This window comes from Cytobacillus praedii (assembly GCF_001439605.1).
In the GTDB taxonomy this organism is placed as follows: domain Bacteria; phylum Bacillota; class Bacilli; order Bacillales; family Cytobacillaceae; genus Cytobacillus; species Cytobacillus praedii.
Genome location: NZ_LMBX01000001.1, coordinates 145,757 through 171,034, shown reverse-complemented (window position 1 = coordinate 171,034; position 25,278 = coordinate 145,757). Strand labels below are relative to the sequence as shown.

Annotated in this window: 24 protein-coding genes and 3 riboswitches; of the genes, 11 read left to right on the top strand and 13 right to left on the bottom strand. The window is 40.0% G+C overall.

Translation table 11 applies throughout. From position 1 onward, the window contains the following. Positions 1-11: 11 nt before the first annotated feature. Together ASU02_RS00785 and ASU02_RS00780 are read left to right on the top strand one after the other, a co-directional pair. Positions 12-695 (top strand): amino acid ABC transporter permease, encoded by a 684-nt coding sequence (locus ASU02_RS00785; RefSeq protein WP_057759966.1) that lies wholly within the window; start codon positions 12-14, stop codon positions 693-695. Continuing rightward, entirely contained in the window at positions 692-1,414 is a 723-nt protein-coding gene (locus ASU02_RS00780) for an amino acid ABC transporter ATP-binding protein (RefSeq protein ID WP_057759963.1), read from the top strand. Before ASU02_RS00785 ends, ASU02_RS00780 begins: the two co-directional genes overlap by 4 nt. A gap of 65 nt (positions 1,415-1,479) precedes the next feature. On the opposite strand, the gene ASU02_RS00775 is transcribed toward ASU02_RS00780, so the two are convergent. Together ASU02_RS00775 and ASU02_RS00770 are read right to left on the bottom strand one after the other, a co-directional pair. Then, entirely contained in the window at positions 1,480-1,965 is a 486-nt protein-coding gene (locus tag ASU02_RS00775) for a PaaI family thioesterase (protein ID WP_057759960.1), read from the bottom strand. A 34-nt stretch (positions 1,966-1,999) separates the two neighbouring features. After that, complete coding sequence (locus ASU02_RS00770) at positions 2,000-3,298, bottom strand: Na+/H+ antiporter NhaC family protein (protein WP_057759958.1); 1,299 nt, start codon at positions 3,296-3,298, stop codon at positions 2,000-2,002. Between the two features lie 98 nt (positions 3,299-3,396). Further along, positions 3,397-3,509, bottom strand: a riboswitch (SAM riboswitch). Between the two features lie 233 nt (positions 3,510-3,742). On the opposite strand from ASU02_RS00770, the gene ASU02_RS00765 reads away from it, so the two are divergent. Continuing rightward, a complete protein-coding gene (locus ASU02_RS00765) occupies positions 3,743-4,483 on the top strand; it encodes a DUF4230 domain-containing protein (RefSeq protein WP_057759955.1) in 741 nt (246 codons plus the stop codon). Between the two features lie 144 nt (positions 4,484-4,627). On the opposite strand, the gene ASU02_RS00760 is transcribed toward ASU02_RS00765, so the two are convergent. Then, positions 4,628-6,280 (bottom strand): FAD-binding dehydrogenase, encoded by a 1,653-nt coding sequence (locus tag ASU02_RS00760; RefSeq protein WP_057759952.1) that lies wholly within the window; start codon positions 6,278-6,280, stop codon positions 4,628-4,630. A 191-nt stretch (positions 6,281-6,471) separates the two neighbouring features. On the opposite strand from ASU02_RS00760, the gene ASU02_RS00755 reads away from it, so the two are divergent. The 4 genes from ASU02_RS00755 to ASU02_RS00740 all read left to right on the top strand — a co-directional run bounded on the left by ASU02_RS00755 (position 6,472) and on the right by ASU02_RS00740 (position 10,516). Then, complete coding sequence (locus ASU02_RS00755; RefSeq protein WP_057759949.1) at positions 6,472-7,638, top strand: MFS transporter; 1,167 nt, start codon at positions 6,472-6,474, stop codon at positions 7,636-7,638. Between the two features lie 325 nt (positions 7,639-7,963). Beyond that, positions 7,964-8,686: an ABC transporter ATP-binding protein gene (locus ASU02_RS00750; RefSeq protein WP_057759945.1), complete on the top strand. Its 723-nt coding sequence runs from the start codon at positions 7,964-7,966 to the stop codon at positions 8,684-8,686. After that, entirely contained in the window at positions 8,683-9,789 is a 1,107-nt protein-coding gene (locus ASU02_RS00745) for an ABC transporter permease (RefSeq protein ID WP_057759943.1), read from the top strand. The genes ASU02_RS00750 and ASU02_RS00745 overlap by 4 nt, the downstream gene beginning before the upstream one ends. Before the next feature lie 79 nt (positions 9,790-9,868). Continuing rightward, on the top strand, positions 9,869-10,516 hold the full coding sequence (locus ASU02_RS00740) for a TetR/AcrR family transcriptional regulator (RefSeq protein WP_057759940.1): 648 nt from the start codon (positions 9,869-9,871) through the stop codon (positions 10,514-10,516). Between the two features lie 39 nt (positions 10,517-10,555). Here ASU02_RS00740 and ASU02_RS00735 read toward each other — a convergent pair whose 3' ends face one another. The 3 genes from ASU02_RS00735 to ASU02_RS00725 form a co-directional block, all read right to left on the bottom strand. After that, complete coding sequence (locus ASU02_RS00735) at positions 10,556-11,365, bottom strand: aminoglycoside N(3)-acetyltransferase (protein WP_057760440.1); 810 nt, start codon at positions 11,363-11,365, stop codon at positions 10,556-10,558. A 258-nt stretch (positions 11,366-11,623) separates the two neighbouring features. Next, positions 11,624-11,812 (bottom strand): hypothetical protein, encoded by a 189-nt coding sequence (locus tag ASU02_RS00730; RefSeq protein WP_057759937.1) that lies wholly within the window; start codon positions 11,810-11,812, stop codon positions 11,624-11,626. Between the two features lie 104 nt (positions 11,813-11,916). Then, a complete protein-coding gene (locus tag ASU02_RS00725) occupies positions 11,917-12,969 on the bottom strand; it encodes an NAD(P)/FAD-dependent oxidoreductase (protein ID WP_057759934.1) in 1,053 nt (350 codons plus the stop codon). A gap of 197 nt (positions 12,970-13,166) precedes the next feature. Between ASU02_RS00725 and ASU02_RS00720 the strand changes: the two genes are divergently transcribed. From ASU02_RS00720 to ASU02_RS00705, 4 genes are all read left to right on the top strand, one after another. Next, on the top strand, positions 13,167-14,012 hold the full coding sequence (locus ASU02_RS00720; protein WP_057759931.1) for an ABC transporter ATP-binding protein: 846 nt from the start codon (positions 13,167-13,169) through the stop codon (positions 14,010-14,012). Continuing rightward, positions 13,963-14,892, top strand: a complete 930-nt coding sequence (locus tag ASU02_RS00715; protein ID WP_057759928.1) for an iron-hydroxamate ABC transporter substrate-binding protein — start codon at positions 13,963-13,965, stop codon at positions 14,890-14,892. Before ASU02_RS00720 ends, ASU02_RS00715 begins: the two co-directional genes overlap by 50 nt. A 71-nt stretch (positions 14,893-14,963) precedes the next feature. Continuing rightward, entirely contained in the window at positions 14,964-15,974 is a 1,011-nt protein-coding gene (locus tag ASU02_RS00710; protein WP_057760438.1) for a FecCD family ABC transporter permease, read from the top strand. Then, complete coding sequence (locus ASU02_RS00705) at positions 15,971-16,978, top strand: FecCD family ABC transporter permease (protein WP_057759927.1); 1,008 nt, start codon at positions 15,971-15,973, stop codon at positions 16,976-16,978. Before ASU02_RS00710 ends, ASU02_RS00705 begins: the two co-directional genes overlap by 4 nt. A 69-nt stretch (positions 16,979-17,047) precedes the next feature. Here the strand turns inward: ASU02_RS00705 and ASU02_RS00700 are convergent, their stop codons facing one another. The 7 genes from ASU02_RS00700 to ASU02_RS00670 all read right to left on the bottom strand — a co-directional run bounded on the left by ASU02_RS00700 (position 17,048) and on the right by ASU02_RS00670 (position 25,231). Further along, entirely contained in the window at positions 17,048-17,419 is a 372-nt protein-coding gene (locus ASU02_RS00700; protein WP_057759924.1) for a hypothetical protein, read from the bottom strand. A gap of 88 nt (positions 17,420-17,507) precedes the next feature. Continuing rightward, a riboswitch (cyclic di-GMP riboswitch) is annotated at positions 17,508-17,609 on the bottom strand. Positions 17,610-17,743: 134 nt separating this feature from the next. Continuing rightward, entirely contained in the window at positions 17,744-19,015 is a 1,272-nt protein-coding gene (locus ASU02_RS00695; protein WP_057759921.1) for an MFS transporter, read from the bottom strand. A gap of 434 nt (positions 19,016-19,449) precedes the next feature. Continuing rightward, on the bottom strand, positions 19,450-21,147 hold the full coding sequence (locus ASU02_RS00690; protein ID WP_332307602.1) for a methyl-accepting chemotaxis protein: 1,698 nt from the start codon (positions 21,145-21,147) through the stop codon (positions 19,450-19,452). A gap of 189 nt (positions 21,148-21,336) precedes the next feature. Beyond that, positions 21,337-22,077: an amino acid ABC transporter ATP-binding protein gene (locus ASU02_RS00685; RefSeq protein ID WP_057759915.1), complete on the bottom strand. Its 741-nt coding sequence runs from the start codon at positions 22,075-22,077 to the stop codon at positions 21,337-21,339. Positions 22,078-22,097: 20 nt separating this feature from the next. Further along, positions 22,098-22,862: an amino acid ABC transporter permease gene (locus ASU02_RS00680; protein ID WP_057759912.1), complete on the bottom strand. Its 765-nt coding sequence runs from the start codon at positions 22,860-22,862 to the stop codon at positions 22,098-22,100. A gap of 65 nt (positions 22,863-22,927) precedes the next feature. Then, the gene (locus ASU02_RS00675; RefSeq protein WP_057759910.1) at positions 22,928-23,782 is read right to left on the bottom strand and encodes a transporter substrate-binding domain-containing protein; all 855 of its coding nucleotides are present in this window, start codon (positions 23,780-23,782) and stop codon (positions 22,928-22,930) included. Positions 23,783-23,929: 147 nt separating this feature from the next. Next, positions 23,930-24,112: riboswitch (Lysine riboswitch) on the bottom strand. A gap of 102 nt (positions 24,113-24,214) precedes the next feature. Next, the gene (locus ASU02_RS00670) at positions 24,215-25,231 is read right to left on the bottom strand and encodes a DUF2804 domain-containing protein (RefSeq protein ID WP_057759908.1); all 1,017 of its coding nucleotides are present in this window, start codon (positions 25,229-25,231) and stop codon (positions 24,215-24,217) included. Positions 25,232-25,278 lie beyond the last annotated feature (47 nt).

Sequence of the window (25,278 nt, the reverse complement as noted above, 5' to 3'; positions counted from 1 at the left end):
GAGAGCTACTAATGACACTTTTTACGAACATTATTGATATCATAAGCGAACACGGCATCGCTTTCTTGAAAGCTTCATGGATGACAATTTCAATAACGGCCATCTCCTTGCTCTTTGCAATGATCATTGGGTTCATTTTTTCATCCTTTAAAATCTCCTCAAATAAAATTTTGAATAGGATTGCTGATCTCTATATAGGCATTATTCGAGGAACTCCCTTAATTGTGCAAATCATGTTTCTGTATTATGGTATTGCAAACTTCGTTACATTAAGCAGCTTTACTGCAGGTGCACTCGCATTAGGTATCCATACCGGTGCATACATTGCCGAAATCATTAGAGGAGCCGTTCAATCAATTGACCGGGGACAATTGGAGGCAGCCAGATCATTAGGAATGCCCAAATCTTTGGCGATGCGAAGGATTATCTTTCCCCAGGCTTATAAAAGGGCTATTCCGCCATTAGGCAATCAATTTATTATCAGCCTAAAGGATTCATCACTTGTTGCCTACATTTCAGTAACTGACCTGTACAACACAGCATTGACCGTTCAAGGGGAAAACTTTATGCCTTTTGAAACCTACTTTGTTGTCGGTCTTTATTACTTAATAATCGTATTAATCTTTACTTTTATTACGAATAAAGTTGAAAAGAAATTGGATGTAAGCAAACCGAAGGAGGCACTCCCTGCATGATCGAGATTAGACAATTATCTAAATCCTTTGGTTCATTGCAAGTATTAAAAAATATTGATTTAACTATTAAGCAGCAAGAAGTTGTTGTCCTAATAGGTTCGAGCGGTTCAGGAAAAAGCACACTTCTTCGCTGTTTAAACTTCCTTGAAACAGCAAATGGCGGAGAAATTATCATTGATTCTGAATTGATTAATTCTGATAAAACAAACTTAAATAAAGTACGTGAAAAAGTAGGCATGGTATTTCAGCATTTTAATCTCTTCCCTCATAAAACGGTACTTGAAAATATTATTGAAGCACCCATCTATGTAAAGCGAGAGAAAAAAGAACATGCCATTCTAAAAGCACAGAAGCTGCTTCAAAAAGTGGGGTTGAGAGATAAGGCAAACTTTTATCCTGAACAATTATCAGGCGGTCAAAAGCAGCGGGTTGCTATCGCAAGAGCTTTAGCTATGGAACCACAGGTCATGCTATTTGATGAACCTACATCTGCACTTGACCCGGAACTTGTAGGAGAAGTACTGCAGGTTATGAAGGAGCTTGCCCGAGAAGGAATGACGATGGTGATCGTTACACACGAAATGGGTTTTGCCAAGGAAGTGGCCGATCGAGTCATCATGTTGGCAGATGGATATATAATAGAAGAAAATCATCCGAACGAGTTATTTTCAAATCCACAGCATGAACGAACACAAAGATTTTTAAACCAGGTTCTGTAATACACTTTTTCTTACACATAAAACTAGGTGCTGATTCAATCAGCACCTAGTTTTCTTTATATTTATTAATCTTGTTTCTTAAATGAACTCGGCATAACTACAGCAACAACTTCTCCGCGAGCACATACCGCATCATTGGCAAATACCTCTACATCGACTTTCCATTTCTTCGGGTGGATTTCTGTCACTGTCCCTACCGCTTTTAATGGCACACCATCTGGAGTTGGTTTCACAAAGTCAACCTTCAAGGATGCTGTAACAAAACGAGGCGGCTCAGCACCATCCCCTACCTCATGGCCATTTTTGCGATGGAGCGCTAATGAAGCAGAGCCTGTTCCATGACAGTCAATAAGTGAAGCAACTAATCCGCCATAGACAAAGCCAGGTATAGCAGTATGTGCTTTTTCTGGTGTATAAATAGTTACTGTTTGTTCCCCTTGCCAGCCTGTACGGAAATGATGCCCTTCCTCGTTCAATCGACCACAGCCATAGCACCAGGCGAAATCATCCGGATAAATATCCTGAACAGCATTTACTACTTTTTCTTCCATTACACTACCCCCTTTTTTCGAATATTATAACATATCAAACCCCTTTTTCTTTTTTAAAATTTGGATAGCCAATGAGAATGGCGACTGCACCGCAGATTCCTATTAGAATCGGATAATAGGAGAAAGGCAGAATGCTTACTGGTGAAATACTAGCAACCCCTGCAGCAACCAGGATTTGTGCTCCATATGGAATTAGCCCCTGTACACAGCATGAGAAAATATCTAATAAACTAGCCGATTTACGAGGATCGATTTCATATTGATCGGCAATATTTTTTGCGAGCGGTCCTGCAATCAATATTGAAATTGTATTATTAGCAGTTGATAAATCTGTTAGTCCGACAAGTCCAGCAATACCAAACTCTGCGCCTTTTTTGGATTTGATATTTCGAGTGACTATATGAAGCAAGAAGTCAATCCCGCCGTTATGTTTAATTACCTCTACCATACCAGCAATCAAAATAGCTAAGAAGGAAATCTCATACATTCCAGCCATTCCTTCACCAATCTTCTGAACCAATGGCATCAATTGATAGCTTCCATCTGCCAATCCAACAATTCCTGCTAATCCAATTCCTAATGCCAGGACAAGAAAAACATTCATTCCAATTAAGGCAAAAATGATGACTAAAACATATGGAATAATTTTCACTAAGTGATAGGATTGCTGCGCAATCTCTGCATTCTCTCCCATTGTCACAATGCCTAAGATCACACATGTAACAATGGCCGCAGGCAATACGATCCAAAAGTTCACTTTAAATTTGTCCTTCATTTGTGTATTTTGTGAACGAACAGCAGTAATCGTTGTATCAGATATAAAGGAAAGATTATCACCAAACATGGATCCGCCAATAACCGCCGCCATGGAAAGCGCCAATGAAATATCTGTTTGCTCACTTATACCAACGCCAATTGGAGCAAGTGCAACAATCGTCCCCATCGATGTTCCCATTGAAAGGGAGATAAAGCAGGCAATAATAAATAACCCGACCATTAATAGATTTTGCGGAATGACCGAAAGAGCAAAGTTTACGGTTGAATCAACTGCCCCCATCCCCTTAGCCACTTCTGAAAACGCCCCGGCTAGGAGGAAAATAATAACCATAAGCATCACATTCAAGTTTCCTGCCCCTTTGCAGAAAATATCTACTTTTTTACTGAACGTTTCCTTTCGATTCATCACTAATGCAACTGCACCAGAGATTGCAATGGCAACAATGACAGGAAACTTATAAAAATCACCCGTCACAATCCCTGTTCCAATAAATAATATTAAAAAGACCACAAAGGGCAGAAGCGCCCATGGGTTCCCTTTTTTTCCCACTTCCATGAAACACACCTCCAAAAAATTTCAACTTCCTAGACAACAAAAAGACCTCTTCTCACCACAGCAAGAAGAGGCCTTATAAACGAATTTATAAAACACTCTTCTTATCTTTCAAGCACATGTGCTTGCTGGATTTGGCACAGCAACTCTAGTTTCCTACAGTTCCGCTGCCGAGATATCATCGGGCCAGTCCCTCCATCTCTCTCGATAAGAAGATATATACGATCAATTTGAATAAGTAACAGATTACATGATTTCTTGTATTCATGCAACAGGAAATTTTCGGATATCCTTTACACCCTAATTGGAAATGGTTCTGCTGCTTCCACATATTTCATTTCCCACACATTTGGAAGAAAATAAACTATAATTAGGTAGAAACTTTTCATAGAGAATTAATGTATATAATAGATAGCCCGTTTTCAAAATTCGACAAGGAGGATCCATATGCCACTTACAAAAGATAAGAGTAATTTGAACGCAGCCAAGGAAGAAATCCTTGCTGGAAGCAGAGAATCAGCCTCTTCCATAGCGATGGGGACAAGACAAAGATCTTCTATCCCACTTCCCCTATTTGGCAAGTCTTTTAAGTTACGAGTTTTATTGATTACTATTATCGTTTTTTTAATAGGAGGCCTTGGTGCGTTTACCTATTTTAAATTTTTTACTGGCAGCACCTACCAAAGCACAACAGTTAATATTGTTGAAGGTGTTCAGGAATTGGCGACCTTAGCTACCGCACAGGCTGTCGTTACAACAGTAATCAAAGAAGAAGATAATAAACTTTTTAATAAAGAAATCAGCGTGAATTTCCCCGGCACCAAAAGAACGGTACTCCTAATCGTTCCTGCAACTGTACTTGCTGGAGTCGACCTGCAATCAATTACAGATGAAAACATTGTAATGGATGAAGAAAATAAAGAAATTAAACTAACTCTGCCGCATGCAGCATTGATCCAAGAACCATCCATACACATGGACAAAGTGCAAACATACTCAGAGGAAGGCCTGTTTAGAAGTGAAGTGAAATGGGACGAGGGGTATGACCTTGCAGCTAAAGCACAGGCGGAAATTATAAAAGAAGCGGATAATATTGGGTTATTAACGAGAGCAGAAGATAGCGCCGTAAAGGTATTAAGTCAATTTTTCGATCAGCTTGGCTATGAAGCCCACATTAAATTTAAATAACGATAAAAATTGGGCGGTGTGTACATTTTATACTTTTACTTCCGGCCCCACACCTGCTCTAATGGCCTTTTCATATACAGCTTACACAAGATAAATAAGTTTAGTAGTCTCACAAGTATTAGACTGCTAAACTTATTTATTTTTTCACATGATCGATGCAATGGCGCGTCCTGCTACTCGACCTGAAAAAAGACATCCGCCGACAAATGTCCCTTCCAGCGCGCGGTAGCCATGGATTCCGCCTCCGCCAAAGCCAGATACCTCACCAGCTGCATAAAGCCCTGGAATGGCTTCCCCTTTATCATTCAATACTTGACCCGATAGATTAGTTTGCAGTCCCCCTAAGGTTTTGCGGCTGACAATATTAAGCCGAACTGCAATAAGAGGACCATTCTTTGAATCAAGTATTTTATGTGGAGCAGCTACTCGAATTAATTTATCCCCTATATATTGGCGGGCGCCTCGAAGAGCAGTAATTTGCAGGTCCTTCGTAAATTTATTATCGATTTCTCGATCTCTAGCTTTAATTTGCCGCTCAATCTCTGCAAAATCCAATAACTTCTCCTCTGTTAGATTATTCATCCCCTCAACAAGGTCAGACAAATGATTGGCAATAACAAAGTCCTCTCCTTTATCCATAAATGCCTGTACAGGGCCAGGTGCTCCGGGTAAAATTCTAGACAATACCTTTTTAATGCTTTTCCCCGTTAAATCTGGGTTTTGCTCTGAACCAGAAAGAGCAAATTCACGTTCAATAATTTTCTGAGTCAATATGAACCATGAATAACTATATCCCGTTTTTTGAATCGCCTCTAAAGTTCCTAATGTATCAAACCCTGGAAAATTCGGAGCTGGAAAACGCCTCCCTCTGGCATCCAGCCAAAGGGACGATGGCCCAGGGAGAATTCGAATTCCATGCCTATTCCAAACAGGATTCCAATTCTTTATTCCTTCTGTGTAGTGCCACATTCGATCGCGGTTAACGATTCTTCCTCCTGCTTTTTCCGTAATCGACAGCATCCTGCCATCTACATGCGCAGGTACGCCTGACAGCATATGCTTTGGTGCCTCCCCAAGTCTGCTCGGCCAATTTTTGCGGATTAGGTCATGATTCCCTCCAATTCCCCCGCTAGTAATCAGCACTGCTTTTGCACGATATTCAAACTCACCGATTGCCACTCTTGAACTGGCCTCTCCTCGGGCGGCTGAACTAGGTTCAAGGACTGACCCGCTCACCCCAACAATAGAATGGCCATTAGTTAAAAGCTGATCGACACGATGGCGCGGGCGAAACTCAACCTTGCCTTTTTTCATATGTTCTCTCACACGCCGTTCAAATGGCTCAACTATACCTGGACCCGTCCCCCATACAATATGGAATCTGGGAACTGAGTTCCCGTGTCCCTCAGCTAGATAACCGCCCCTTTCAGCCCAGCCGACAACAGGAAAAAAACGCACACCCATATCATATAGCCATGCACGTTTTTCCCCTGCTGCAAAATCCACATAAGCCTCAGCCCATTTTCTCCCCCAAAAATCCTCGTCATTCTCCCGATCAAAACCAGCCGTTCCTAACCAATCCTGCCATGCCAGCTCCTTTGAATCTTTTATGCCTAATCGCCGCTGCTCAGGTGAATCCACAAGAAACAGCCCGCCAAAAGACCACCATGCCTGCCCCCCAAACGAGCTTTCCGGTTCTTGGTCTATTAGCAGTACTTTTTTGCCTGCATCTGCGATCTCTGCTGTCGCTGTCAAACCCGCAAGACCTGCGCCTACAACGATTACATCATATTCCATTAGTCACACCCCTTTTTAAAATCCGATCATTTTTTATTATCTATTACCATATTAACTGATTTTTTAGATAATTAATTCAATTATTTATTTCTTTCGTTAAAATGTTTGCTTCATTTTTATTTAGCCGAATGCTAATGGTATAATTTTCATGATGATTCGAAAAAAGTTATTTAACTGGAGTGAACTTAATTTTGGAAACGAAAAAAGCTTTGCCTATCTTGTTTGCTATTATGTTCCTTGTCATGGTGGGCTTTGGCATTATCATTCCGGTCATGCCCTTTTATGCGGAGGAAATTGGCGCCACCCCAACTCAACTAGGATTATTAATGGCGGTTTATTCCCTTATGCAGCTTATCTTTGCCCCAATGTGGGGGCGAGTTTCTGATCGCATCGGCAGAAAACCTGTCATCATGATTGGAATCCTCGGTCTCTCTTTGTCTTTCTTTTTAATGGCGGTGTCCACACAGCTTTGGATGCTTTTTGTCGCACGAATTTTTGGAGGGATCCTGTCTTCTGCTAATATGCCAACTGTTATGGCCTATGTGGCAGATATTACTACAGAAGAAGACCGCGGAAAAGGAATGGGGATCATTGGGGCTGCAACCGGACTGGGATTTATTTTCGGCCCAGCCATAGGCGGAATCTTCTCTGAGGCAAGCTTACATATTCCTTTCTATATCGCAGGCGCCTCCTCTTTACTCACATTTTTCTTTGTTCTAGTCATTTTAAAAGAATCATTAACACCTGAACATAGAAAGAGTAAAACAAACAAGAAGACATCCATACTTAAAGCTTTCAATGGCCCAATTTCAATTCTGTTTATCCTGCAATTGTTTGTTTCTCTATCCTTATCAGGCCTCGAAGCAACCTTTGCATACTTCGCTTCTGAAAAGGCAGGTTTAGGTGCTGTTAAGCTTGGCTATATTTTTATGATTATGGGGTTTGCTTCAGCTATTGTACAGGGCGGATTGGTCGGAAGGCTGACAAAGAAGTTTGGCGAAGGATTTGTCATTCAGCTTGGGATTATTATTTCGGCAGCCGGCTTTGCACTCATTCTATTTATTAATAGCTTTGCAACCGCAGCCTTATTTTTAACGATATTCGGGATTGGCAATGGCTTCATCCGCCCAAGTGTCTCCTCCCTGTTAACAAAACGATCAGCAGCAGGACATGGAAGCACAACCGGACTTTTATCCTCTTTCGATTCTCTCGGCAGAATTGCAGGTCCTCCACTAGGCGGCTGGCTCTTTTCCGTTGCAATCGGGATGCCTTATTATTCTGGAATCATCCTGTCAATTGTTGCATTGCTTTTATATCAAGTATATAGAGTTCGGGTAAAGCATACAGAAGTTAGTTAACGCCTGCTAGCGACTGCCTTTGCTCCTTATCTTTACTATCGGCCGTCATGAATAGATTATGACGGCCGACTTTATTATCCTCTCTTGATTTTGGGCATCATGAACGGCCCTCTGCTACCAGTTTTGTTCAAGCTTCCGGTTTTAACCACTCTCGGCTACAGTTCTATTCCTCACTCACATTTTCGGTCGCCATGAACGCCTCTTGGCTGCCGGTTAGCCGCCTTCCGAGCGTCATGAAAAATAACTTTCACAAACTTTTATTGACCTAAAGTAAGTTTTGATTATAATAAAAGTGAGTAATCACTCACAAAAAGGAGGCTTACAAATGGCTTCAACTATTGTTATTAAAGATGTCTGCAAAAGCTTTGGCAAGAAAACTGTATTAAATAATATTAGTCTAACGGTGGAATCCGGACAAATATACGGTCTAATTGGTCCCTCAGGTTCAGGAAAAACAACTTTAGTAAAGTTAATTGTTGGAATGGACCGCCCGTCACAAGGAGATATCCAAGTTTTAGATACCCCTGTTCCAAACTTAAACCTGCTGCAGAAAATTGGCTATATGGCACAAGCCGATGCTTTATACACGGATTTAACAGGGGAAGAAAACCTTTCCTTCTTTGCTTCCCTGTTTAAATTAAATAAAAAAGACCAAAAAGAGAGAATTTCATATGCAGCAAATTTAGTTAATCTAACTCCCCATCTAAAAAAGAGAGTTCAGGATTATTCAGGGGGAATGAAACGGCGGTTATCCCTCGCTGTTGCTTTAATTCAAGACCCACAAGTTCTCATTTTAGATGAACCTACTGTAGGAATTGACCCTGAGTTAAGACAGTCCATATGGGCAGAAATCCATCGGTTGAAAGCATCCGGCAAAACAATTTTGGTGACAACTCATGTGATGGACGAAGCAGAAAAATGCGACCGCCTTGCGATGGTGAGAGACGGAGAAGTTCTCACTAGCGGGACGCCTGCAGAGTTGAAGGAGCGGTACAACATTACTAGTCTAGAGGAAGTATTCTTAAAAGCTGGAGGGAACAAGGGATGAGAGTATTAGCATTAGTGAAGCGAATTTTCCAGCAAATGATGCGTGACAAAAGAGCACTTGCCCTAATGATGATCGCCCCATTACTAATTCTTACTCTGCTCGATTATTTACTTTCAAGTAATGAGGTCACTCCTAGACTTGGAGTCCATCATACGGATGAATCGCTGATTGAACAATTAGAAAACATGGATGTTACTGTTCGGCAGTATGATGAGCTAAGCAACATACAGCCGGTCATAATCGATGATGACCTTGATGGATTTCTTTCCATGGAAGGTGAAAACATTCAATTCACTTTAAAGAATGCGAACCCCTCCACAGCAAAGGCATTAAAAATGAAGGTACAACAAGCAGTTGCTGCTGAAAACGCCAAAGAACAGGCAAATAAATTATCCCTATTCATACGAGAGATTCAGGATAAAGTCCCTGGGGGTTTAAATAAACTTGAACAAGCGAAGGCACCAGTGATTGATACTGCTTATATATACGGCAATAAGGATACAACCTTTTTTGACCAGTTAAGTCCAATATTAGTCGGCTATTTTGTCTTCTTTTTTGTCTTCCTTATTTCTGGGATAGCTCTATTGCGTGAGCGCACTACAGGTACACTTGACCGATTATTAGCAACGCCCATTCAAAGAAGAGACATAGTTTTTGGGTATTTATTGGGGTATGGATTATTCGCTATCATCCAAACGATCATTGTTGTCTTTTATGCGGTGAAGATTTTAGACATCATGCTCGTTGGGTCCCTATGGAATGTGATCATGATTAATTTGACGATCGCCTTAGTTGCGCTGTCATTAGGCATCCTTTTATCAGCTTTCGCGAATTCAGAATTTCAAATGATGCAATTCATTCCAATTGCAATTATTCCACAAATCTTTTTCGCAGGGATCTTCCCTGTCGATGGGATGGCAGACTGGCTCCAATTCATCGCAAAAGGAATGCCCATGTACTATGCCGGCAATGCATTAGTGGATGTCATGTACAAAGGATTAGGACTAAGTGATATCATGGTCGATTTACTTGTCCTGTTAGGCTTTGCCCTTGTCTTTATTATTCTAAATATCATTACACTGAAAAAGTATCGAAAAATCTAAACCGTTTATTCACTTTTCCATTTCCGCTTAAAATGATTTAAAATAAGTGTATGTAGAATGGAATTTAAAGGAGTAAACAATGTCTGAAGAAGAATTAATGATCAAACAGCTATTTGACGAAGAAAAATTAACTGATAAGCAAAAACAGATAATTATTGCCGCCATAGAATCTTTTTCAGAAAAGGGATATTCAGCCACATCAACGAGTGAAATTGCCAAAAAGGCAGGGGTAGCTGAAGGAACGATTTTCCGCCATTATAAAACAAAAAAGGATCTGCTGATGTCGATCGTTGCCCCCCTTATGGCGAAGCTGATTGGCCCATTCGTAGTGAACGATTTTAACAAGGTGCTCGACCGGAAATATGATCGGGTGGAAGACTTTCTAAAGGCGACGATCGAAAATCGAAGAGAGGTTTTAATAAAGTTGCTCCCAGTTATTAAGATCCTTCTTCAAGAGATTCCTTTCCAGCCGGAATTAAGAGAACTATTTCTAGAACAAATTGCTAAAAAAATATTTGATCGTGTCTCCATAATCATTAAGGGCTATCAGGAAAAAGGAGAATTGATCGAGATGCCTCCTGAATCTGTAGCAAGATTAGCGATTACAAGCATACTAGGCTACCTAATTTCCCGCTATGTCCTGTTCCCTGATCTAGAATGGGATGATGAACTCGAAACAGATCGCACCATTCAATTTATCATGCACGGTTTGGGGAAAAAAGAATAAATACAAAAAGTCCAATCATAGTGATTTGGACTTTTTCCATCATAAACGATCCTTATTATTCAGCCACTCCCGCGCAAAGTTAATAATTAGCCGCTGTTTCATCAGCTTGCATTCAGCAGAGCCGATAGCTGCCTTTTTCACAGCATGTGTCTTCTCAAAATCCTCCCCTAGAGCAGCAAAACAATCAGAATCATACACAATCTCTTCATAGGTTTTCCAAACACGCTCATTATTTTCAAAAAGTGCCGTTCCCTTTTTAACCTTATCTCTATTCAGAATGGCGTGTTCAGCAAAATGCAAGGAGGTGTTGCTGTCATGCCCTACACCTAATAATAAGATATGCCCATCTAATTCATATAGTTTTGCTAATGGAGAGCTTGGACCAAATCCTTCTTCTAATGGCTGCTCAGATAGAATATTATCCGCCTCTTTCCCCCATGCAGCAAAGGAATATGTAGGGTGTGAACTTCTTTTTACCCCTGGAAACGTTCGAAAGGCTTCAACAATTTTCCCCATTCCCCTTGTCGGTGTTATTTGCGGATCATATGCTGGCATATGTTCACGGATGATCGGCCACCACTCCTTTGGTACAGGGGGCATTTGCCATTCAGATGGATCCGAGATATCTGCTGTCTGTGTTGGCATTACAATGGTTCCCTCAGAACCAACCGTATCCATTAATGCTTGAACAACAGCAATGGCTCCTCCACAAACCCAGCCAAAAGCACTTAATGAGGAGTGGACAATAATGACCATCCCTTTTTCTATCCCAAGTTTTTGGAAATTCTCATGTAGACTAGATCTTGTATTTGGTGAATGCAATTGTTTAATTACGTCTGCTTCTTTCATTTCCATCCCCCTAAGCATCTCGTTTAGAAAAATTAATTCCATGGTTTCTTCTCCCTTTAGATCGCTTGCACTTTCTGTCTAATTATACCATCCTCACTACTATATTCGCCGTGGCATGGCTTTTATTGGACAATATAATGATATTTTCGCCGTCCACCTCGATATATTGGACAAAAACAAAATATATTCGACGTCACACTGATTATATTCGCCAAACCCCACAAAAAAATCTGACACCATTAGTGTCAGATTTCTAATTTAAATTGGTTTGTTTGGCTGATAGGTTGGCTGCTGATTTTTCGCTTGGTTTTGTATACTTTTAGCAACTGCCGCCTGCACATTTTCATCCAGAGAAAATTCAGTATCTGTTTGATTGAATTGCCCTGCTTGGTTTTGTGCCGCAATCACTTTTTCATGCTCCTGTGCTTCATTTTGGCGCTTTTTCAATTTATATCTCTCCTTTTTATCAAAAGTACATATGTAGATTTCCCTAATGTAAGTACTTTATTCAAAGAGTATAAATTCATAAAAAGCAAACAAAATAATAAAAATTAACTCATTAGCTGCTTGACTAATTCCCTATTTCGCTTCTTGAAAACATCATTATGCGAAGAGACCATACCGAACTTTTGAGCATCAGGCTGGATAAATTGCTTTGCTTTGTTCACCGCGTTCACTGCATCCTGGAATGCTCCTGCAATTAAATGGACTTTTCCTTCGTATGTTAGAATATCACCAGCAGCATAAAGCCCTGGGACAGTAGATTCACTAGTGGCATTTCCTGATATATAATATTGATCTGCCAAGGCAATATTTAATTCACTGTTATCAAGCAAGGCTGCGTCTCTTTCAAATCCATGATTAATAATGACATCATCTATTGGCAAATAAGAGACCTCACCTGTTTCCATATTGGTAAGTTCGACACGTTCAATTACCTCATGCTTGCTATCAGCAATAAGCTTTGTAATCTCTGTATGGAAGAAACATGCAGCTGAGCTGTTCAATAACTGAGTAACTTGTGCCTCATGTCCCTTTAAAGCCTCTTTTCTATAAGTTACATACACTTTCTTCGCTATAGGCACTAATTCATTTGCCCAATCAACAGCCGAGTTGCCTCCACCCGAAATAATAACTGTTTTATCCTTAAAACGTTTTAAAGACTTTATTGTGTAATTTAAATTTGATACTTCGAACCTTTCTGCCCCTTCAATCTTAAGCTTAAGCGGATTTAATATCCCGCCGCCAACAGCCACAATAACTGTTTTCGAATAATGCTTTTGGCCTGAAGCGGCATGTAAAATGAAAATTCCATCATCTTCGTCATGAGTGATAGAGTGTACTTTTTCATTTAATACAACGGTTGGATTAAAAGTCAATCCCTGCTCGACAAGCTGTTCAATCAGCTTTGCACCTGGAATTGGCGTCATTCCTCCCACATCCCAAATCATTTTTTCTGGATATACATGAATTTTCCCGCCTAATTGCGGCTGATATTCAATCAGTTTTGTTTTCATTTCTCTCAATCCACTATAAAAAGTTGAATAAAGGCCTGCAGGTCCTCCACCAATGACCGTTACATCGTATATTTCTCGATGTTCCATCTCCGCTCACCCCAAACCGTAATTGTTATTGATTATCATTCTCACTAAACTATATCCCCTTTTCTTTATTTTCGCAATACAAAAATAACGATTGACAAAAGAAAAAAATAGAATTATAGTTTGAGTCATAAACGATATTGATAATCATTATCAAATAAAGTTGAGACTACTATTTTCTGAAAAATGGGGGTTACATGATGGTTCGCCTATATACAAACGAATTAAATATTGGCTATGGTGAACGAAAAATTGTTAAAGATCTTAGCATACATATCCCAGATAAAAAAATTACTACGATCATCGGATCCAATGGCTGTGGAAAGTCTACCCTTCTAAAAGCCATTACAAGAATTATTCCACACCAATCAGGAGCTGTCGTATTGGATGGAGAAAATATCGCAAAAGAAAATACGAAGATTCTGGCGAGGAAAATGGCCATTCTCCCCCAATCTCCCGAAAGTGCCAGCGGGTTAACAGTTGGGGAACTCGTTTCCTATGGGCGCTTTCCCTATCAAAAAGGTTTTGGACGATTAACAAAAAAAGACTATGAAGTAATCGATTGGGCCCTAGATGTGACAGGAACAGCTGATTTTAAATTCCGTCCTGTGGATGCCCTATCAGGAGGGCAAAGGCAGCGAGTTTGGATTGCGATGGCCCTTGCACAAGAAACCGAAATCATCTTCCTTGATGAGCCTACGACTTATTTAGACATGGCCCATCAGCTAGAAGTACTAGAACTATTGCAAAAACTAAACGAAGAACAAGAACGCACGATTGTCATGGTTCTACATGATTTAAATCAGGCTGCCCGGTTTGCTGATTATATTATTGCCTTAAAAAACGGCGAAATTGTTAAAGCTGGAAATTGCGAAGAAGTCATTCATCACGAGGTACTTAAACAAGTTTTCAATATAGATGCTGAAATTGGGAGAGATCCCAGGACAAATAAACCAATGTGCATTACATACAACTTAGTAAAAGGAGCAAAGAAAAATGAAGAAACTGCTACTGCCATTTATGCTGTTGCTGGTGCTGCTAATTAGTGCCTGCAGCAGTCAATCAGCCGGAAAAGAAGAAGAGAAAGAAGCACCTAAAGATGAAAAAAAATCGGAAACGATCACGTACCAGTCTGAAACTGGGCCCATTGAAGTTCCTGCAGACCCGCAAAGAGTTATTCTGCTCTCTGGATACACAGGAAATGTTATTAGTTTAGGTGTAAATATTGTTGGAGTAGACACTTGGTCCAAGAATAATCCAACGTTTGCAGAAGAATTAAAAGATGTAGAAGAAGTTTCAGATGAAAGCTTAGAGAAAATTATTGAATTAGAGCCTGATTTAATTATTGCCGGTTCCACTAGTAAAAACATCGATAAATTAAGTGAAATTGCGCCTACTGTCACATACACATGGGGAAAAGTAGATTATCTCACTCAGCATATTGAACTTGGCAAGCTTTTAAACAAAGAGAATGAAGCAAAGAAATGGGCAGATGACTTTAAAACTCAAGCAGAAGCAGCTGGAGAAGAGATTCGGGCAAAAATTGGTGAAGATGCAACAGTGACTGTCATTGAAGGCTATGATAAGCAGCTTTACGTTTTTGGGGATAACTGGGCACGCGGCACGGAAATTTTATATCAATCTATGAAGCTAAAAATGCCTGAAAAAGTAAAAGAAATGGCATTAAAAGAAGGCTATTATACATTATCAGCTGAGGTGCTGCCAGAGTTCGCAGGAGATTACATCGTCTTCAGTAAATATGCAGATGCCGATACCTCATTCCAGGATACAGAAACATACAAAAATATTCCTGCTGTAAAAAACAATCGTGTATTTGAAATGGAAGGAAATGGGGCTTCATTCACTGACCCTGTTACACTGGAAAAACAGCTTGCCTTCTTTAAAAAGTCATTTTTAGGTAACTAAATGTTCATGAGGAATTCTTTTTGCAAGAATTCCTCTTCCCTTATTCTATGAAAAGAAAAGATGAGGAATCAATGAAAAAAGAAACTCAACGGACAACACCCTTTATATGTAAACTTCTTGCTGGAATCTTTCTTTTTGTGGGAATGTTTGTGATAGCTTGCGTTTTTGGTGCCGCGGATATTGCTGTGAAAGATGTATGGTTAGCGCTGACTTCCAATGCGGAAAGCGATCAAATTTCTATTATTCGCGAAATCCGTCTTCCGCGTGAAATTGCAGCTGTATTTGTCGGTGCTGCACTAGCTGTTTCTGGTGCCATTATGCAAGGGATAACCAGAAATCCACTTGCTGATCCTGGATTGCTTGGATTAACAGCTGGGGCCAATGCGGCATTAGCTATTTCGATCGCCTTCATCCCATCGACCAATTACTTTGGGATTATGATCGCCTGTTTTATTGGAGCGGCTATAGGAGCGACTATGGTATTTGGCATTGGCGCACTGAAAAAAGGAGGCTTCTCCCCTCTTCGAATTGTATTAGCAGGGGCTGCTGTATCTGCCTTTTTATATGCAGTATCAGAGGGCGTCGGAATATACTTTAAAATATCAAAGAATGTATCGATGTGGACGGCTGGCGGATTAATTGGAACATCCTGGGTACAGCTCCAAGTAATTGTTCCATTTATTTTAGCTGGAATTATTATTTCGCTCTTCTTCTCCAGACAACTAACGATCCTTAGTCTAAATGAAGAAGTAGCTGTTGGTTTAGGGCAAAAGACAACTCAAGTAAAAATGGTCCTATTTATCGTTATTATCTTACTTGCTGGTGCTGCTGTCGCACTTGTTGGAAATATGGTCTTCATTGGATTAATGGTTCCTCATATTGTTCGTGCAATTGTTGGAACAGATTACCGGTTTATCATTCCTATGTCAGCCATTATCGGTGCTTCTTTTATGCTGTTAGCCGATACACTTGGCCGTACTATTAATGCACCGTACGAAACCCCGATTGTTGCAATTATTGCTATGATTGGTTTACCTTTCTTCCTGTTCATCGTACGTAAAGGAGGAAAAGCTTTCTCATGATTCAGCCTAGTATACTCAAAAGACAACGTATTTTATTATTCATATTAATCGTCCTTATTTTTCTTACAATCTTTATTGGCATGGGACTTGGTTACTCATCCATCTCCTATAACCGATTATTCCCTATATTATTTGGGCAGGGCACATTTAAAGAAGAGTTTATTTTATTTTCTATACGGCTGCCACGGATTATTATTACACTTCTGGCAGGTATGGCACTTGCTTTATCTGGAGCGATTCTGCAAGGGATCACTCGAAATGATCTTGCCGATCCTGGAATCATAGGGATTAATTCAGGAGCGGGCGTAGCGATCGCCGTTTTCTTTTTGTTTTTCCCAATCGATGCTGGTTCGTTTGTTTATCTGCTTCCAGCTGTTGCTTTTATAGGCGCACTAATTACAGCATGCTTCATCTATTTCTTCTCATATAATAAAAAAGTTGGGCTCCAGCCTGTTCGGTTAGTCCTAATTGGGGTTGGATTTTCAACTGCGCTATCTGGAGCGATGATTGTACTCATTTCTTCAGCTGAACGGGAAAAGGTTGATTTCATTGCCAAATGGTTAGCCGGAAATATTTGGGGCACTGACTGGCCTTTTATCTCGGCACTCCTTCCGTGGCTTATAATTCTCATTCCCTATACCTTATATAAGGCAAATCGCTTGAACCTCCTTGGGTTAAACGAGCCTGTCGCTATTGGGGTTGGTTTATCGATTGAAAAGGAAAGGATCGTTCTTCTTTTGACAGCTGTTGCTTTAGCCGCTGCAGCCGTTTCAGTTACAGGCGGAATTACTTTTATTGGACTGATGGCTCCACATATTGCCAAAGCCTTAGTTGGACCGAGAAATCAATTATTTATCCCCCTCGCCATTCTGATTGGCGGGTGGCTTCTTTTATTCGCGGACACCATTGGGCGTAACCTAGTTGAACCAGACGGCATTTCAGCGGGCATTATGGTTGCATTAATTGGTGCACCCTACTTCATGTACTTATTATTGAAAAAATAAAAGAATCCCCTGATAATTTTTTCAGGGGATTCTCAGTAACTGACTCCTATATTTTAATAGTTTTAAGACTTAACTAATCTTCTCTATTACACCCATACCTTCTAATAGCACCTTCGCGTCTTTATTTAAGTATTCAACAACATCTTTTCTTAATAACAACTTTGCTTTGTCTTTTACGATTAGCTTAATGGACCGAATATCGAATTTGGTTGCGTAGGTATTTAGGGCAATGACCGTAGCCATGTCCTGCCTTGAAATAGGTTCATAGCCTGCATCTAACCGATCTTCAAGCATTTTTAGCAGCTCTCTCGCATTACTTTTCAGTAATACCTTATGCTTGCTTAACATCTCTATATTATCCTCAATCAATTTTCTTGTCGTTACAAAGTCTAAATTTTCTACATTTTTATTAACTTCCTGTATTAATTCATTTACCTTCAAAAGAATCACCTCGTATAAAAAGTAGGCAAAAGAAAAAAGCTATCCCTCATTCGTATATAGCCAAAAATTCAAATAACCCATTCAAAAATTTGGCAACCGGCTGTCATAGTTAGTTTAGCATTCACTAAACCTCTACCTTAGACCCTTGGCTTTGCGTCCTATTCTTTCGAATAGTTTGCCTTTAAACTCATTTATGCTGGACTTTTTATATAGGACTTTTTAACCTCTAACCCTTATAATAATTCATTCTAATTTATAATTCAACAAAACTCGTCAAAATTCTACATTGTTAGAAGGTTGAACTATCAAATATTTTATTTCCCTTTACAAATTGAACTCCATTTCTTCCTGACGCTGCTCCTTAATTAAAAGCCCGCCAACCAAGCCAAGCATGGAAAAGACAACCGGTATGATAAATGCGTAGTGATAGCCTACCTGGATTGGTGCAGTATGAAAATGATCGAGTATTTTACCAAAAATACCAGGCAAAAGAACGGCACTTAAAAACCCGCCTGTATTCGCAAATCCAGAAGCTAGACCAACCTCTTTCCGAGCAAATGATTGTCGGACAACAGCAAATGTTAACGTATTTGCCCCATTGCAATAACCGATGATAAAGAAAAGAACGATAAGCATGAATAAGGGCGGCTCTCCCCCCAATAATAGAATGGCAGCCCAGCATAAAAATGATATGAAATGAATAACTGTATAAGGCTTTTTGATTGATCCTATGCGTCCTGCAATCCAGCTCGTAATGGGTGCGCCGATGATTGCGCCGATTAATCCGATCATAATTAGCTGGCTCGCATCTGAACGATTCATATCATATACATGCATCCCATATGGAACAGCCCATGAACCGATAAATCCAACATATGTGCCCACAACACCGAAATGACATAAGAAGGTTGCCCAAGCTTGGCGGCTTGAAAGGATGCGGCGCAGCAGTGATATTGTCTTTTCCTTTACTAGTTCTTCTTTAGATGAGATCTTCTTCTGTTCCTGATAGTCGTTAAAGAGTTGTTTAGGTTTTTTCACAAGGATGAAGTAAAGCAAGATGCCCAGTACACATAAAATAACCCCTATTGATAAAAAGGGAACCTTCCAGCCCCATAAAGAAATCCACAAGGAAAACGGCACAGTTGCCAGCAGGAAGCCAAAACTCCCGGCCATCCCAGCTACTCCAATCAGCCCAACAAATTCATTTCCTTTAAACCACAAACTTAAAATCAAAACTAAGTTGACCCAAATGGCTGCATCTCCTAATCCAACTAATAATCTGGCAAAGAGAAGGAAAAATTCATTTGGGGCTAAACTATATAATACGGTTCCTAAACCATTAAAAATCGTTCCAACAATAAGAAAAAAATTAGGACCATATCGATCAGATAAAAGCCCAATTGGTATTTGCAGACTTGCATACGCTAAAAACTGAATGCTTGTCAGTAATCCAATCGTTGAAGCTGTTAGACCGAAATCCTTCATTAATTGATCTGTAATTAGTCCTGGGGCCGTTCTTTGGCTAACAATTAGAAAATAAGTAAACAACACTGTGCCAAAGACAACCCATCTGTATTTGCTATTTTGTTTTTCCAATGGTCACTTCTCCTGTTAATCCTTAATANATAATTGGGTAGAAGTTGATTTGCGCTCCAGGATGGCAGCGACCCGCGGGGTGGGCGCTGAGCCTCCTCGTCGCTAAAGCTCCTGTGGGGTCTCACCTGTCCCACTCCTCCCGCAGGAGTCTCGCACCTTCCGCTCCAATCAACTAGTCTTTTTGGTAAACGGAAAATTTCTCTAAAAACAACAATCTTTTAGAAAACAGCCTTCTTAATAAAACTCATTATACTCTAGTTTTCTTATATATTTTTAGGTTTTTCAATGAAGGCGTTTTCAATTTAAAATTTTTTTTCATAACAAAAAAAAGAAGAATTCCACCAACATTTGGTGTCTTCTTCTCCTCTTTAATATAGAAGTGATTCTATATCCTATAACCATTAATCGTATTCTTTTTCGATTATTACTTTCCGCTAGATCTTAAACTTACCAATTAAAGTTTGTAAGTCTTCCGCTAATTTGGATAATGATTGGGCAGAAATAGATATTTCTTTCATAGAAGCAAGCTGTTCTTCTGCTGATGCTGCCACATTTTTTGAATGGTCAGAAGTCCCTGCTGATATTTGTGTAATGCTTGATACCGTTGCAGATACTTCTTCAACACTCGCAGAGACCTGTTCTGCGGTAGCTGCCAAATCATGAATCTTTCCTGCAAGACTGTTCATAAAATGAAGAATCCCTTTAAAGCTATCCTCCGTTTGTTCAACGATTGCAAGCCCTTCTTTAACGTCCCTTGTTACTTGCTCAATAGATTTATTGGAATGAAGCATGTCCTGTTGAATTTCAGCAATTAACCCTGAAATTTGGGCGGATGATTGCTGCGATTGCTCTGCTAATTTCCGAACCTCATCAGCAACGACTGCAAATCCTTTTCCATGTTCTCCTGCTCTAGCAGCTTCAATTGCTGCATTTAGTGCCAGCAGGTTTGTCTGGTCAGCAATGTCTGAGATGACTTTTGTAATCTCTCCAATTTCTTTTGAGCGCTGATCCAGCGATTGAAAGACTTCTCCACTTTCATTTACTGAATGGCTGATTGCATTAATCTGTTGAACAGTCCTGCTCACATACATACCGCCATCCTTCGCTTTTTGTGTAGCCTGAGAACTAGCTTCAGATATAACAGAGGCTGCTTCTGCCATAGATTGCACCCCTTTTGAAACCTCTTCCAAAGCTACTGCACTTTCTTGTACACTTATCGTTGAATGTTCTGCTCCCTGCGCAACATGCTGTATCGTGTCAGTAATTATTTCAGTTGCCTGGCTCGTTTGCTCTGCGCTAGCTGTTAACTCGTCAGAAGAAGCCGCAACTTGTTCGGAAGCCATATTCACTTCATTCATCATTTGTCTAAGATTGTCAGCCATTCTATTGAAACTAGTAGAAAGATCGTTTAATTCATCTCCCGCATGATCCTTGATTTGAGAGGTGAAATCCCCATCCTTTGCTAATTCAAGAGCCGACGTGATCTTCGCTAGCCTTTTTCTCATTCTTTTAGTGAACCAATAGGTAGCAAGAGCTGACACGATGATGACTAAACAAAGAATAGTAATAAATTTGACTAGGAAACTGGACAGGATGCTTTCAATAATTTTTTGCGAAGCACCCACGTAAAAAATGCCTATAATTTCACCTTTCGCATTTTTAATTGGCATATAGGCTGATTGATAAATATTTCCTGCAGCATTCGCTTCCCCATAGAAATGTTCCCCGTTCTTTAATACAACATCTGAGACCTCTTGTGATACTTGTGTTCCAATTGCACGTTTCCCATCTTTAAGGACATTTGTCGTTACACGGGTGTCGCCTTGAAAAATCGTCACTGTATCTTCCGTGTCTCCACCGATTTCATCGACTATATCATCATTTTTATTTATTAGGGTCTTCCCCTTGTAAAGCTGACCCTCCTTAATTGCCCATTCTCCCGGATATTTAACATCTATATATTTATATGCTAACGTTAGATCCGCTTTTGCCTTTTCAAGTGCAAACCCTTTAATTCCCTTTGTTATTTCTTGATTAACGACAATTCCTATAATCGTTGATAATGAAAGTATAATGGCCAGAACCATTAAATTTATCTTCATGCCTAACTTTAATTTTTTCAACTCAATCACCTATTTTTATAGTCTTGGTTTAAGATTTTACTAAATCTTACCGCAATTCATTTTTCTTTACTATGACTTTTCTCATCCCCGCCATTCTCTTAGATTTTAAAAAAAGAAGAAAAACCATCCCTGCTGAATGATTTTTCTTCTCCTTATATCGACATTATTTAACATAGTTTAATTCGGGATCTTATAAACTTAGATTTCCCTCAAGGTACGCTTTAAAAACTCCCTCGTGCGTTCCCCAGTTGGGTGATTAAAAATCTGATCTGGGCTTCCTTCTTCTGCAATAACCCCTTTGTCCATAAAGACGACTCTGTCAGATACTTCCTTGGCAAATTCCATTTCATGCGTAACAATTAACATCGTTAATCCTGTTTCAGCAAGCTCTTTCATGACCTTAAGAACTTCTCCAACCATCTCAGGATCAAGCGCTGAAGTTGGTTCATCGAACAGCAGCACATCGGGTTCCATCGAAAGGGCTCTAGCGATAGCGACCCGCTGCTTTTGCCCCCCAGACAGCTGTCTTGGCTTCGCATTTACAAACCTGTCCATCCCAACCACTTTCAAGTATTTCAGCGCTACCTTTTCAGCTTCTTCCCTCGAACGCTTTAATACCTTCATTTGGCCGACAACACAGTTGCCAAGTACATTATGATTATTAAATAAGTTAAATTGCTGAAATACCATTCCTAATCTTCTTCGGTAGGCATGAATATCATGCTTATCATCGAGAATATTTTCTCCATTATAAATAATTTTTCCGCCGCTCGGTTTTTCTAATAGATTGACACAGCGAAGAAGAGTGGATTTCCCTGAGCCAGAGGAACCAATGATGCAGACGACTTCTCCTTTATTCACTGAGAAATGAATATCTTTTAATACTTCATGGTTTCCAAAGGATTTACTTAAACGCTGAATATCAATGACTGTCTCCATACAATTCTCCTCCCTCCCAATTATTGCCCAATCCCTTTATGTTCTCCTGCATCCATCTGAGCGTGACTGCCTACGACTGTATAATTATCTGGACCATCCAGCTTTCTTTCAAAATAGCGAAGAATTAAAGTGACTGCATATGTCAAAATAAAATAAATGATACATACAATAAAGAATGCTTCGAAATATCTAAAGTTATTGCCTGCCACTGTTTTCGTTTGGAAGAATAACTCAGTAACGGAAATGACACTTAAAACTGCTGTATCTTTGATATTAATGATAAATTGATTGCCTGTTGCTGGTAATATATTGCGAATAACCTGCGGCATCACTACATGAGTCATTGTTTGAACATGATTCATTCCAATGGCTTGGGCTGCTTCATATTGTCCAGCATCAACTGAAATAATTCCCCCGCGGACAATTTCAGCCATATATGCACCTGTGTTGATTGCTACAATAACAACCCCTGCAATAATCGGGTTCATTTGCCAGCCAAATGCTGCCGCAGAACCATAAAAGATAACCATTGCCTGTACAATCATTGGTGTACCGCGGAAAAATTCTATATATATAGAAAGAATGATATTAATGAATTTTAAGAAGCCTCTCTTCGCTCCTCTTTCAGGTATTGGAATGGTGCGGATGATGCCTGCCAATAACCCGATCAATGCTCCAAAAATGGTTCCGATCAATGCAATCAAGAGGGTTACGCCTGCTCCGCGCAGAAACATCGGCCAGTTTGTTTCAATAATTTTTATAATCCATTCAAAACTTAAATCCATTCGTATCCTCCCCTTAAACATGGAAGCCGACTACATTATTCTGATGCAGCCGGCTTCACAAACCATTATTCTGCAGCTGGCTGATTTTTGATTGCAGCATCCATAATACTGATGCGTTCTTCCTCAGAAATACCAGCTAATATTTCGTTGATTTTTGCTGTTAGCTCACTATCCTTTGCAACGCCAACTGCGATAGCCGTATCATCCTCAGACGTCTTAAATCCTTCAGTGAATTCAACCATTGCGAAGTTATCATTTGCAGCTGATGCACTAACTCCCTCTGGACGTTCAGAAACATATCCGTCAATTACGCCTGATTCAAGTGCTACCCGCATAGCTGGAAAATTATCCATTGCTGGCTTTTTTTCCACTCCATCAATTTGATCAATGACAGAATAGTGGAATGTATTTAACTGCGCAGTTACCTTTGCTCCTTTAAAGTCTTGGATAGCAGTTGCGCCCTCATATTTTCCGCCTTTTTTAACAACCATAATTAAATCCGATTTGTAATAGTTATCAGAGAAATCAATTGTCTCTTTACGTTCTGCTGTCGGTGACATCCCTGCAATTATTGCATCAATTTTCCCAGAAGTTAATGATGGTACAAGTCCATCCCATTCTGTTTTAACAATCACTAGCTCTTTGCCTAAGCCTTCAGCAATCTTCTTGGCAATTTCCACATCGTACCCACCTGCATATTCCGCGTTGCCGTCGATTTTTACGCCACCGTTTGAATCATCCATTTGTGTCCAGTTAAATGGTGCATAGCCTGCTTCAAGCCCTACTTTAAACGTATCTTTTTCCGATGATGATCCTGACCCTCCTGTCTTCTTATCTGAATCACCGCTTGTTCCGCAGCCTGCTAATAAAATAATGGCTGAAAGAGATATCGCTAAAAATAATGATAGTTTTTTCTTCATGCTATTTTCCCCCTATTTATTTGATTTAATAGTCTAATATATGCTTGACCTCTTGCCTTTAGGCATTTTACTAAAAACAAAAAGCGACCTGAGATGAACTCAGGTCGCAACGTTTATAGTTTGCCCCAAAATCCCTCTTCTTTCCCTACATGAGATAGCACAACTCAACAAACCGGGTAAGTTCGTTGAGACAGTCCTGCAGCTCTTAACTGCAGACCCAGCAAGCAATACTGAGAATATTGCAAGCTTCGGCGACATTTCCTTCTCTCTAGCATCCTAGCTTCTCAAGCTCCGCTAAAGACTATTAAATACCGCGCCTCTACCTCATCAGTCAAGATGAGGTCTTATTAAATTATATTCATTATCCTACAGTAGTAAGCCAATTCTGTCAACTCAACAAAATTGGAACTTGCTACCAAAGGACTAGATTATTCACCAGCTTGCCCTATGATCCTCTGCCCATCCTACAAGAGACTCAATTATTATTTCTTCCCCCTCATTCGTTTTAATATAGCCGTTAAATGTACCAATCAATTGGTGAACAGCTGAATGAATAATGAATGCATTTGTTGCCGCCTTTCTCTCGAACAAAGGCTGAAAAGTTAGAAGTACTTGATCTGTCCCATCTGTTTTCAATGTCCAAGGCTTCATATAATTGCTGCTATCATACGCCCAAATAATATCTTCATTGATTTTGCTAAGCTTGCTGTCGACAACAATCCCATTCTCAGTCTGTCCCGTTCCATCTGTCCATTGACCGCCAAAATTGAAGCCAACCGTTCTTCCATTGACAATCCCCGCAGCTTGCGCCCAATTCCATGTCGAATGATAGGGCCAGACTCCTCTGCCAAAATCCAAGCAGCCAAAGGCTTTATTGCTTTTAAATATGTATTCTTTCCCATTCCAATTGACTGTTCCAGCTGCAGGAAGTGCTGTTTGCTTTGAAGTAAACTGAAATCTTTTTTCACTCCAAGGGACCACAACATTAACCGATTCATGCCCGTAAGGCCGATTAACTAATACATCCGCAACCAACGGCTGTTCTTTTCCGCTGAAATGCGGACACTGAACAAAAATACGTGTGGAATCTCCCTTTTCATCAAAAGAAATAGTCATTTGCTTTCCCTCAAATTCTACGGAGGCATTCACCTTATCAGGCATCCTGCAGCCAAATCCAAAAGGAACAAGAGTTGTCTTTTCCTGAAACCTAAGACTCTGTAAATCTAGCACATAAACAAATACTACAGCGGCATAATCTAAATGAGAAATTGTGACTGAAAACAATAACTCTGGGCTTGTTATACACCAATAATTCCATTTTTTCTTCCGCAGGAAACTCCCCGACACATTGCAATTAAACAGCGGCTGCCTTGCCCAGCCAATGCTATCCTGAGCTAAACGGCCTTTCCCATCACATATATCTACTTGTTCTGTTATTTCTCTTGCCATCCTTTTCCCACCTCGACTCTATTTATATTTTTACACTAATACCTTTT